This window comes from Nereida sp. (genome assembly GCF_965655635.1).
Classification (GTDB): domain Bacteria; phylum Pseudomonadota; class Alphaproteobacteria; order Rhodobacterales; family Rhodobacteraceae; genus Nereida.
In genome coordinates this window covers 1-10,428 of the sequence record NZ_CBFHHE010000048.1, presented here as the reverse complement: position 1 = coordinate 10,428, position 10,428 = coordinate 1, and the positions used below count along the sequence as shown (strand labels likewise).

Genomic DNA, 10,428 nt, shown 5'->3' with positions numbered 1-10,428 from the left:
TGTACAGCCAAGGGATACACACCAAAACGGCGACGCAGCCGCATCGCCCCAAGTGAACGGCCAACCATTTTACACCCCGGTGTGATCAGCACCTCAACGGTGCTTGTCTCAACGGAGCTAAGCTTATCGACAGTTGCCACGTCTTTACTGGCTTGGATGCCCAGCAATTCGGACATCTCGGTACGCAATACAACGCGGTCGCCGGCCTCAAGGCTGACGGACGGTAGATTGCGGCGCAAAGACAAATCCCCGCGCAGAACATCAACCAGGCGCACACCTTCACGTTTGAACATATCCACGTTAACCACCTGCTGTCCGATCAACCCCGACCCTTCGGGCAGTGCGACTTCGGTGAAAAACTTCATCTTACTACGGCCGCCCAGAAGGCCCGCCATACTGTCGCGATCAGGCAGCAGCATCGGCGCGATCACCCCAAGATACACCATACCCCACGCAACCAATATGATACCAAGAGGCGTGATCTCAAAGATTGTGAAAGGCGCCAAGCCTTCCGCACGCGCAACACCGTCTACCAGCAGGTTTGTCGACGTGCCGATCAACGTCAGCGTGCCGCCCATTACCGCCGCATAGCTAAGCGGGATCAAAAGTTTTGACGGTTTCTTGCCAAGCTTTTTGGCCAATTGGATAAACACAGGGATCATCACAACAACTACAGGCGTGTTGCTGACAAACGCACTGGCAATCACCACAAACCCGATCAGCCCGCCCACCGCGAGGGCAGGGTTTTTATCCGCATGTCGCTCAGCCAAATGGGTAAAAGCGGCCAAAGCGCCGGTGCGCACCAAAGCCCCCATCACGATAAACATCGCGGCAATTGTCCAAGGCGCAGGGTTGGCCAACACATCTACCGCCGCCTGATAGGGCAACACCCCCAAAGCCAACAGCACCGCAACGCCCAAAATCGCAACCACTTCGGTGGGAAAGGCTTCGCGCATAAACAGCACAAACATCCCAACAACAACCGCCAGCGTGATAACCGCTTGGCCCGTCTGCCCAAGGGATAAAAGTTCAATCATGATGCTACCTTACTCAATAGACTTGCCCGCCAGTATAGCGCGTCTGTCTTGCGCGCAAAAGAAATGCTTGCGCGTGCTTCAGGCTTATTTTTGCGAGGTGAAAACGATCTAAGCCAGCGGACTTGGCCCAGATTGCTGAAGCCGTCCCCCGATGCGCACCATCTCGACGCGCAGCGCCTTGCCCGTGGCATCATCAGTCTCAACATATAGGCCTGCGCACGTGCCCGCCTCAGCCGCAGGTTCGAAACGCCCCTTACCCATGCCCGTCACGAAACGGCGCAGCGGTTCTTTTTTGTCCATGCCGATCACTGAATTGTAATCGCCGCACATGCCCGCATCCGCCTGAAAAGCTGTACCGCTTGGCAAAATCTGCGCATCACCGGTTGGCACATGGGTGTGCGTCCCCACAACCACGCTGGCGCGCCCGTCACAGAAATGCCCCATGGCCATCTTCTCAGATGTTGCCTCGCAATGCACATCGACCAAAATGGCCTGCACCTGACCGCCCAGTGGGTGACGCGACAAAACCGCATCGATGGCCGAAAACGGATCATCAAACGCGCGCTTCATGAAGACCTGCCCCAAAACCTGAGTAACCAAAATGCGCTTGCGGCTGGCGGTTTCGAAAATGCGCACTCCGCGGCCCGGTGCTTGCTTGGCAAAGTTCAAAGGGCGAATAATGCGGGTCTCTTTTTCGGCGTATTGCAGCATATCGCGCTGATCAAAAGCATGATCGCCGAGCGTCACACAATCGGCCCCAGCTTCAAACAGCAGCTTGGCATGGGCTTCGTTCAGACCTGCGCCATTGGTTGCATTTTCGCCGTTCACCACAACAAAATCGAGGCCCCATTGCGCGCGCATCTTGGGCAGATGTTCGACCACAGCACTGCGGCCAGAGCGGCCAACGACGTCACCTAAAAAGAGTATCTTCATAGGGCCTCTGCCTAGGCCTAGTCGACGGTGTGAGCAAGATGCGCGCTCAAATAATCCAACAAACGCCTATGGCGTGATCACGCCCTGTTCGGTCACAATCATATTGAGAGGCTGATCTGTTGGCTCAAGCGGCAAGGCGGTTTGCTGTTGTGCGCTAAAGGCAAAGCCAATGGCCAACGTAGGACGCGCGGCGCGCAGCAGCTCAAGCGTGCGGTCATAAAAGCCACCGCCGTAGCCCAAACGACCGCCAGCGGCATCAAATGCGACAAGCGGCACGATCACAACTTCGGGGATCAACGTCTCACCTTGCTCGGGCACCATTGCCTTAAACGGGCCTTCGATCATGGGCGCATCTGGCACCCACTCACGAAACGTCAGCGGCTTCCCTGCAGCCTCGATCACGGGCAGACAAACTTTACAGTGTGCAGCGGCTTCGGACATTGCGGGGCGCGGGTCAATCTCGGTGTTGATGGGCCAGTACCCAGCGACGCAAGCACCACGGTATCCCGCAAGAACCTCACTTAGCACACCGGCAGCCGCGTCTGTGCTGGCCTCATAGGCAATACGGCGGGCAGCAAAAGCACTGGCGCGGGCGGCCTTTTTCAACGCAGCAAGTTCGTTTTCAGCGCTGTTCATAACAGCACCATGGCGGCCAAGCCGAGAAAAGCGAAAAAGCCTACAACATCCGTAACTGTGGTCACAAAAGCACCGGAGGCAAGCGCAGGATCAACGCCTAACTTTTCAAGCGCCACCGGAATGACCGTACCAGCAAGCCCCGCGATGACCAAATTGACCACCATGGCCACACCGATGACAGCCCCCAACATGGGCGAGCCGAACCACAGCACACCGACCACGCCCATCACAACCGCAAAGATCAGGCCGTTCACCAAGCCCACCAAAACCTCTCGGCGGATAACGCGCCACACGTTGCTGCCGGTCAAATCTTTGGTCGCAATCGCGCGCACAGCAACTGTCAATGACTGCGTGCCGGCATTACCGCCCATTGAGGCAACAATCGGCATCAACACCGCAAGGGCCACAAATTGCGCGATCACATCTTCAAACTGCGCGATCACGAGCGAGGCCAAGATCGCGGTGACCAAATTGACGGCCAACCATGGGAAGCGGCGCTTGGTGGTCTCCATCACTTTGTCCGACAGCGATCCCTCGCCCACACCCGCAAGCCGCAGGATGTCTTCTTCGTGCTCTTCATCCAGCACGGCCATGGCGTCATCTATTGTGATGATGCCCACAAGGCGCTCGTCAGCGTCCACAACAGGTGCCGAAATGAGGTGATATTGGTTAAACGCATAGGCCACATCGCCTTCGTCCTGATCCACGCGAAACGTGCGAAAACTGTCCTCAACGATCTCGGTCAGATCTGTGTCGCGGCGTGAACCCAAAAGCTTGCCGAGTGTCACATAGCCCACGGGCTTCATGCGCGGATTCGTCAGAACCACGTGATAAAAATCATCCGGCAGATCATCTTCATTTCGCAGAAAATCAATGGCTTGGCCGACGTTCCAATGTTGCGGGGCCATAACGACCTCACGTTGCATCAAACGGCCAGCGGATTCCTCGGGGTATGAAAGTGACTGCTCGACCGCGACGCGGTCCGCATCATCAAGCGCCTCAAGTACTGCGCCCTGTTGCTCGGCGCCCATGTCCTCAAGCAAGTCAACAACATCGTCAGTTTCAAGATCGCGCACCGCCGAGGCAAGCTCTTGCGGCTCAAGCCCGTCAATGACCCCTTCGCGCAGACTGTCTTCCAGCTCGGACAGAACATCCCCGTCCACGCCGCCCTTCCAAACCGACAACAAACGCGACCGCGCGCTGTCATCAATTTGCTCAAGGTAGTCGGCAATATCGGCGGGGTGGAGCGGCTCCATCAGGACCGAGATTGCATCCCCGTCTTGCGCCTCAACGGCCTCGCGCACCGCCGAGGCAAACCGTCCATCAAGGGCGAAATCACCGGCGTCACTCATGGATGCTGTGCTGTCGTGTTCGGCCATTGTTGCCCCCATCGCCCTCGTCGCTGCGTCTCTTGTATGAAACGCGCAGGCCAATCAATCAACCGCGCAATCGCCCGAACCTAGCGGCAGGGGGCGGCCAAAACCATGACCCAGTTGTCGCCGTCTTGCGCCAAACCAAAAGCGCGAGCTTTGGGGTTCAAAATATTGGCGCGGTGCCCCGCAGAGCCCAGCCATGCGGCCAGCACAGCCGCCTCACTAGGCCACGTGTTGGCAATGTTTTCTGCAGCAAAACAGGCATCGTAACCGGTCATTTTCACCCGCTGCAGCACGTTGGAACCGCTTGAGCCGCGATGCGAGAAAAAACCAACAGTGCTCATGTCAGAGGCGTGGGCCAGTGCTGCGCGGTCCAATCGCGTATCACGTACAACCGCGGGGACACTGTTGCGCAACCTGTTCTGATTAACCGTGAGCAGAAAATCGCCCTTTACCGCGGACAGCTCTGCGTACTGCTCACCCTCAATCACGATGGGCCGTAAATTACCGCCAACAGTGCATCCGCTTAGGGCCAAAATACACGCCCCGATCCATACTCGTAACATCTTTCACCCCTTACTAGACACTATCTTTAAACGGCTCCAAAATCTTCAACGCCTCAGCGTGTACATGCGCATTTGAGGCAGCAACGACCCGCCCGCCGTGATGGGCCACCCCCCCGTCCCAGCTGGTCACGACACCACCGGCGGCCTCAATCACCCCGATTGGCCCAGCAATATCATAGGCATTCAACCCCGCTTCGATTACTAAATCAACCTGACCAGTCGCAACCAAAGCATATCCGTAACAATCCATACCGAACCGCGTTAGTTTGCACAGCTTCGACACGGCCTCAAAACCCGCACACTCAATAGGACTACCAACTTCAGGAAAGGTGCTGAGCAAGATCGCATCGCCAAGTGCCGTCGTTTGGGGCGATGTACGCAGCGGCATTTCACCGTGCGGCCCGCTCATCCGTGCGGTGCCAAACCCACCCACGAAACGCTCACCAATATACGGCTGATCAATCACGCCAAGCAAAACACCATTCTCATCTTGCAGAGCAATCAACACGCCCCAAGTCGGTGTGCCACTAATGAACCCGCGTGTGCCATCAATTGGATCAAGCACCCACGTCAGCCCCGATGTGCCAGAGGTAGCGCCATATTCTTCGCCCAAAATCCCGTCATCAGGCCGCAGATTTGCAAAGACTTCCCGCATCGCATGCTCAGCGGCGCGATCGGCTTCGGTCACGGGGTCAAAATCAGCTGGGCGCTTATTGTCCACAACAAGAGGCGCGCGGAAATACGGCAGGATCACATCACGCGCCGCATCTGCTGCGGCATGTGCGGCTTCGATCAAAGCGCGTTGCAGGTCTGGATCAATCGTGCGGCGGTCCATGTGCGGCGCTCCATCAAAAGCAAAAAGGGCACCCTACGGCGCTCCAAAGACCTACAGCAGACCCACTGCCCTATTCAAGTGATCCCGAACATGAGGACCGGCAAGCTGCGCTACGCAACGTCGCTGAGGACACGCGCAAGATCAAACAGCTTGCGGCGCTGGTTTTCTGGAATGGCGTAATATGTGCGCACCAATTCCATCGCCTCTTTTTCAGCAAACATCTCATCAACCTTAGCGGTTGGCGTGTCTGCGCCATCAAAGAAAAAGCTGACGGGGCAATCAAGCGCCCCTGCAATGTCCCAAAGCCGAGACGCAGAAACCCGGTTTGCACCGGTCTCGTATTTTTGGATCTGCTGGAACTTGATCCCGACAGCTTCCGCCAATTGCCGTTGTGTCATCCCCACGAGCCAGCGCCTGTGACGGATCCGTTTCCCAACATGTTCGTCGACGTGATGCGTCATAACTTCATTCCACCTCTGATTGCGTAGTAGGTATCACAAGCAACCCTTGCGACAAATCACAAAATATTCACGCTGCTTTAGTCAAGAAATTTCAACGTAGTGCAATACGTTGATAATGCTATCAATAATTAGCCTCGATCGGTGGTATAAGTGCGTGAATATCTTTCGCAACAAGAAAATATTCAACATCCTGCATTTGTGGTGCATATTTGATATCTCGACCCGACGTCACTTCATTATATCCATTGGTAAGCAAATAACCAGCCTACAAACCTCTCTGGGAGAGTTTACAAAAAGACCTTTTTTTCCCTAATGATTCGCCCGAATGCTTAACCAATGAGGCCCGATATGCGCGCTTTTCAAATTCATGACCTCGAAACACCTCCCACTTTGTGTGACGTGCCGAAGCCCACTGCAGCCGCTGGTGAAGTAGTGGTTGAAGTTGCCGCATGCGGGCTGAACTTTGGCGATTTGCTGATGATGACGGGCCGCTACCAAGAACGACCACCCTTGCCTGCTACATTGGGAATGGAAATCTCGGGCACAGTGGCAGAAGTGGGTGACGGTGTGCACCATGTTCACGTGGGCCAACGGGTCATTGGCTTTGGCGGCCACGGCGGGCTTGCGGACTACTGCGCATTGGCAGCAGACCGTTGCGCCCCGCTTGATGATACCATGGACGACGTAACCGCGGCCGCTTTTCAGGTGGCCTATGGGACCAGCCACCTAGCGCTCACTAAGCGCGCGCGCCTTGCCAAGGGCGAAACCTTGCTTGTGACTGGCGCCGCTGGTGGTGTTGGACTGACCGCAGTTGAATTAGGAACCAAGCTTGGCGCAACAGTGATTGCAGCCGCGCGCGGCGCACAAAAACTTGAAATCTGCAAAGCTGCAGGCGCACATCATGTAATCGACACAGATACCGACGACCTAACGGCCCGCGTCAAAGCGCTTGGCGGCGCGGACGTTATCTATGAAACAATCGGCGGTGATGTTTTCACTTCGGCTTTCAAAGCGTGCAACCGAGGCGGGCGTATCCTTGTGATTGGCTTTGCTGGTGGCACTGTGCCCCCCGTTGCCGCGAATCACTTGTTGGTGAAGAACATTGATCTGATCGGTTTTTATTGGGGTGGGTACCTGCCTATCAACCCGGGCGCGCTGCATGAAAGCCTGGGTGATCTGATGGGTTGGCACGCTGCCGGCAATCTTGCGCCCCACGTCAGCCATGTTCTACCGATCGAGCAAGCAGCAGACGCTTTTGAGCTGTTGCGTGCACGCAAATCTACAGGAAAGATCGTCATTACGATGTAGCGGTACGGCTTAATGCAGGCCTTACAAAGCAATTTCAAAATACCGTGATTAAAGGTAATTTTGAACGGGATATTCCGTATCACCCGCCAATATATTAGACCGATATCCCTTGAAAACGGGCGGTAGTATGACAATATGATAAACAATCGCGGCCGGGGGTTTTAACCCTTCCCGACGCGGCGTCAGGGAAACTTAAGCGAAAGGGCCAATGGAAATGGCACAATTCGACACTGCCCGCGCAGGCGTGGGCATCCGCACCGCAGAAATCGATGAGGGTCTGCGCGCACATATGAACAAAGTCTACGGCACAATGTCCGTTGGCATGCTGATCACATTCGCAGTGGCTTGGGCCGTGGGGACATCCCCAGCCTTGTTGTCTGTATTCCGTGATCCCGCAACACTGCAACCAAACATCCTAGGCTGGATTATCATGTTCGCGCCGCTGGCGATGGTTTTCGGCTTCAGCGCCATGATCAACCGCTTCTCGGCGGCGGCTGCACAGCTGTTCTTCTACGCTTTTGCGGCGGTAATGGGTCTATCAATGGCGTGGATCTTCGTGGCCTTTACGGGCATGAGCATCGCACAAGTGTTCCTCGTAACATCGATCGCCTTCGCGGGTTTGTCGCTTTACGGCTACACAACAAAGAAAGACATCTCAGGTTGGGGTAGCTTCCTCATCATGGGCGTAATCGGCATCTTGGTTGCAATGGTCGTCAACATCTGGCTGCAATCGCCAGCGATCATGTTCGTTGTATCCGTTCTGGGTGTTCTGATCTTCGCAGGCCTCACAGCTTACGACACACAAAAGATCAAGACAGAGTACCTCGCACACGCCCACCACGGCGATACAGAGTGGCTCGGCAAGTCAGCGATCATGGGTGCGTTGAACCTCTACCTCGACTTTATCAACATGTTCATGTTCCTGCTGCAACTGCTCGGCAATCGTGAATAATCAGACTTCAGTCTGAAGAACACAAAGCCCTCCGCGCACATTGCATGGGGGGCTTTTTTCTGCCTGAGATGCGGGTTTAACCTGCAGCTAATGCAGGTGCTCTATCAGTAGATAGTGGGGCACAGTAGGTGTCGTTTCGGTGACCCGGAACATATCCCATTGCCTGTACCCAAACTGATCTACACACCTGTTGAGACGCCTAAACAGAAACTGGCAAACAAAAAAGCCACGCAGATCTGCGCGGCTTTTTGAATTAAATTAAGCGGCCGGAAGACCATTAGCGCGAAGCTTACTTGATTTTGCCTTCTTTGTACTCAACGTGCTTGCGGATGACGGGGTCGTATTTGTTTACAACCATTTTCTCAGTCATCGTGCGGGCGTTCTTTTTGGTCACGTAAAAGTGGCCAGTGCCTGCTGTTGAATTCAGGCGGATTTTAATCGTGGTTGGCTTCGCCATTTGATCTCTCCTAAAAGGGGGCCGCGCCACACCTCGGGGGCCGCTCCGGAAACTTGAACCCGCCTTCTATCCGCAACAGGCCCCAAGTCAACCTGATTCTGCGTCCAAATCGGGCAAATCATCCGCCACTTGAAAAATACCTGCGCTAAACTGGCTGATTGGCCGATTGCGGGTGAGATACCACCATAATTGCCGTGATATCATTAGGCCCATACGTGATCGGCGCCAGTACAGCCGCCCGTAATCTGCTGACGCCACTGCTGTCGACGCGCATGTGCTCAACGCGCACGGTAAGCCCATCTGCACTGCTGCAAATCGCTGCGGCTATCGCCTCTCGCACTGAAGCAGGCCAAAGCATCTCCCAATGTAGCCCTTTCCGCTCACCTACCCCGAAGTGGTTTTGGCTCATATTATTTTCGCGGATTATCCTACCATCGGTTTCAAGAATTTCGACGGACAGGCTGGTTTCAGCCATCATCAAATCCATACGCGCCTGAGCTCGCGCTCCGCTCAAATCGCACGCATAACTATCGATTGTTCGAATTACATTTAACGCTGCCATAGCGGCAGACCCCAATCATAAACAAAGTATGAATATACTTAGACACAGCAAACATGCCGCCTCATTCCTTGAACCTACACTGTAAACTTTTAACTGCATATTAATATGTAATATTTAGTTTACATTTTATTTTCGGAATACTGAAAATCATACTGAGTAAAAATGTGTGGAGGGTCTATAAGCCGGATTTTGTCCAAGGCGTTGCCACCTCTGGATGACCATTCCTCTAGCGGACCTGTCACCAAGCCCGTCAAGCTGCCAACCCGAACCTGCTGGAGCCGATGGCGCCCCGCCCGACCGAAATCAGGCACGCGGTTCCTATTTGGCATTGCTCCTGGTGGGGCTTGCCATGCCGTCCCTGTTACCAGCGACGCGGTGGTCTCTTAAACCACCGTTTCACCCTTACCTTGCATGCAAGGCGGTCTGTTTTCTGTGGCGCTATCCGTCAGATTGCTCTGCCCAGGCGTTACCTGGCACCATTCCATCACGGAGTCCGGACTTTCCTCGATGCGCACCCCCAAAAGGACGCAACAGCGCGGTCATCCGACCCTCCACACATAGGCTCGCGCTTACCCCTGTGCCTGTCTCAGGTCAACGACAAGCTGCGCGCGCTGAACCGTGTCGCAAGATCGTCCATCATCGCGCAGTCCGTCGCATCAAGCGGGCCAACGTGCCACGGGCGGAACCTTTGGCGGAATGCTTCAAAGACCGCATCCATACCCGCCTCGTTCACGGGATAGCCAAACTGGGCAGCAGTCTGCGCGAAATCCGCCGTGTCGCGCCCAATCGATGCATCCGGCCAAACAGAAAGCCCTTTTCGGGCCAGACGCTGCCAATCAAAAAAACGGCCGGGGTCCTGCTTGCGCGCAGGCGCCATATCCGAGTGGCCAATAACGCCGTGAGGTGCGATGCGCCAACGATCCATCACACAAGCCAGCACCACTTCAAGACGGTGCATTTGCGCCTCACTGAAACGTACCCGCCCGCTGTTCAGCAGTTCAATCCCAATTGAGCGCGAGTTGATATCACTCACCCCCGCCCAACTGCCTGCCCCTGCGTGCCAAGCGCGCATGGCGCCATCCACAAGCGTAAAGAGGCGACCGTCCTCATCAATTAGATAGTGACAGCTTACCTCATGCTCGGGGGTACACAGCCGTGCAAGCACCTCGTCCAGACCTGTCATCGCCGTGTAATGCAGCACCACAAGCTGGGGCGTCAGCCCATCCCGACGGGGGCCAAAGTTAGGACTTGGACGCCAAATACTATCCGCCAGCATGCTTTGCGCAGACCCTATTTAATTGCCCGACT

General features: G+C 55.4%; 12 protein-coding genes and 1 other RNA gene. 2 read left to right on the top strand and 11 right to left on the bottom strand.

All coding sequences use genetic code 11. The features are described 5' to 3' along the window. The 7 genes from ACTF5M_RS10775 to ACTF5M_RS10745 all read right to left on the bottom strand — a co-directional run. Positions 1 to 1,037: SLC13 family permease (locus tag ACTF5M_RS10775; RefSeq protein WP_438960986.1), on the bottom strand; the 1,037-nt coding region annotated here is incomplete at its 3' end. 108 nt (positions 1,038 to 1,145) lie between these two features. Then, positions 1,146 to 1,970 carry a TIGR00282 family metallophosphoesterase gene (locus ACTF5M_RS10770; RefSeq protein ID WP_438960985.1) on the bottom strand — a complete coding sequence of 275 codons (825 nt, stop codon included), beginning with the start codon at positions 1,968 to 1,970 and terminating at the stop codon, positions 1,146 to 1,148. A gap of 66 nt (positions 1,971 to 2,036) precedes the next feature. Further along, complete coding sequence (locus ACTF5M_RS10765) at positions 2,037 to 2,606, bottom strand: 5-formyltetrahydrofolate cyclo-ligase (RefSeq protein WP_438960984.1); 570 nt, start codon at positions 2,604 to 2,606, stop codon at positions 2,037 to 2,039. Then, positions 2,603 to 3,958 carry a magnesium transporter gene (mgtE, locus tag ACTF5M_RS10760; protein WP_438960987.1) on the bottom strand — a complete coding sequence of 452 codons (1,356 nt, stop codon included), beginning with the start codon at positions 3,956 to 3,958 and terminating at the stop codon, positions 2,603 to 2,605. The genes ACTF5M_RS10765 and mgtE overlap by 4 nt, the downstream gene beginning before the upstream one ends. A gap of 107 nt (positions 3,959 to 4,065) precedes the next feature. After that, entirely contained in the window at positions 4,066 to 4,545 is a 480-nt protein-coding gene (locus ACTF5M_RS10755) for a CAP domain-containing protein (RefSeq protein ID WP_438960983.1), read from the bottom strand. 13 nt (positions 4,546 to 4,558) lie between these two features. Beyond that, the gene (locus tag ACTF5M_RS10750) at positions 4,559 to 5,380 is read right to left on the bottom strand and encodes an inositol monophosphatase family protein (RefSeq protein ID WP_438960982.1); all 822 of its coding nucleotides are present in this window, start codon (positions 5,378 to 5,380) and stop codon (positions 4,559 to 4,561) included. Between the two features lie 110 nt (positions 5,381 to 5,490). Beyond that, on the bottom strand, positions 5,491 to 5,841 hold the full coding sequence (locus ACTF5M_RS10745) for a helix-turn-helix domain-containing protein (RefSeq protein WP_438960981.1): 351 nt from the start codon (positions 5,839 to 5,841) through the stop codon (positions 5,491 to 5,493). Between the two features lie 348 nt (positions 5,842 to 6,189). Between ACTF5M_RS10745 and ACTF5M_RS10740 the strand changes: the two genes are divergently transcribed. Both ACTF5M_RS10740 and ACTF5M_RS10735 read left to right on the top strand, forming a co-directional pair. After that, complete coding sequence (locus ACTF5M_RS10740; protein WP_438960980.1) at positions 6,190 to 7,149, top strand: NADPH:quinone oxidoreductase family protein; 960 nt, start codon at positions 6,190 to 6,192, stop codon at positions 7,147 to 7,149. Positions 7,150 to 7,363: 214 nt separating this feature from the next. Beyond that, complete coding sequence (locus tag ACTF5M_RS10735; protein WP_048597336.1) at positions 7,364 to 8,101, top strand: Bax inhibitor-1/YccA family protein; 738 nt, start codon at positions 7,364 to 7,366, stop codon at positions 8,099 to 8,101. Between the two features lie 289 nt (positions 8,102 to 8,390). On the opposite strand, the gene rpmG is transcribed toward ACTF5M_RS10735, so the two are convergent. From rpmG to ACTF5M_RS10715, 4 genes are all read right to left on the bottom strand, one after another. Then, positions 8,391 to 8,558: a 50S ribosomal protein L33 gene (gene rpmG, locus ACTF5M_RS10730; protein ID WP_048597310.1), complete on the bottom strand. Its 168-nt coding sequence runs from the start codon at positions 8,556 to 8,558 to the stop codon at positions 8,391 to 8,393. A gap of 145 nt (positions 8,559 to 8,703) precedes the next feature. Continuing rightward, positions 8,704 to 9,045, bottom strand: coding sequence for a hypothetical protein (locus ACTF5M_RS10725; RefSeq protein ID WP_438960979.1), 342 nt, complete (start codon positions 9,043 to 9,045; stop codon positions 8,704 to 8,706). Between the two features lie 237 nt (positions 9,046 to 9,282). Beyond that, positions 9,283 to 9,675: RNase P RNA component class A (gene rnpB / locus ACTF5M_RS10720), an RNA gene on the bottom strand. Between the two features lie 31 nt (positions 9,676 to 9,706). Continuing rightward, positions 9,707 to 10,396, bottom strand: a complete 690-nt coding sequence (locus ACTF5M_RS10715) for an N-acetylmuramoyl-L-alanine amidase (protein WP_438960978.1) — start codon at positions 10,394 to 10,396, stop codon at positions 9,707 to 9,709. Positions 10,397 to 10,428: the final 32 nt, after the last annotated feature.

What these genes read in the sequence shown, in the direction of transcription:
- ACTF5M_RS10770 (WP_438960985.1), bottom strand. Translation starts at nt 1,970, where the DNA reads ATGAAGATACTCTTTTTAGGTGACGTCGTTGGCCGCTCTGGCCGCAGT.
- ACTF5M_RS10765 (WP_438960984.1), bottom strand. Translation starts at nt 2,606, where the DNA reads ATGAACAGCGCTGAAAACGAACTTGCTGCGTTGAAAAAGGCCGCCCGC.
- mgtE (WP_438960987.1), bottom strand. Translation starts at nt 3,958, where the DNA reads ATGAGTGACGCCGGTGATTTCGCCCTTGATGGACGGTTTGCCTCGGCG.
- ACTF5M_RS10755 (WP_438960983.1), bottom strand. Translation starts at nt 4,545, where the DNA reads ATGTTACGAGTATGGATCGGGGCGTGTATTTTGGCCCTAAGCGGATGC.
- ACTF5M_RS10750 (WP_438960982.1), bottom strand. Translation starts at nt 5,380, where the DNA reads ATGGACCGCCGCACGATTGATCCAGACCTGCAACGCGCTTTGATCGAA.
- ACTF5M_RS10745 (WP_438960981.1), bottom strand. Translation starts at nt 5,841, where the DNA reads ATGACGCATCACGTCGACGAACATGTTGGGAAACGGATCCGTCACAGG.
- ACTF5M_RS10740 (WP_438960980.1), top strand. Translation starts at nt 6,190, where the DNA reads ATGCGCGCTTTTCAAATTCATGACCTCGAAACACCTCCCACTTTGTGT.
- ACTF5M_RS10735 (WP_048597336.1), top strand. Translation starts at nt 7,364, where the DNA reads ATGGCACAATTCGACACTGCCCGCGCAGGCGTGGGCATCCGCACCGCA.
- rpmG (WP_048597310.1), bottom strand. Translation starts at nt 8,558, where the DNA reads ATGGCGAAGCCAACCACGATTAAAATCCGCCTGAATTCAACAGCAGGC.
- ACTF5M_RS10725 (WP_438960979.1), bottom strand. Translation starts at nt 9,045, where the DNA reads ATGGATTTGATGATGGCTGAAACCAGCCTGTCCGTCGAAATTCTTGAA.
- ACTF5M_RS10715 (WP_438960978.1), bottom strand. Translation starts at nt 10,396, where the DNA reads ATGCTGGCGGATAGTATTTGGCGTCCAAGTCCTAACTTTGGCCCCCGT.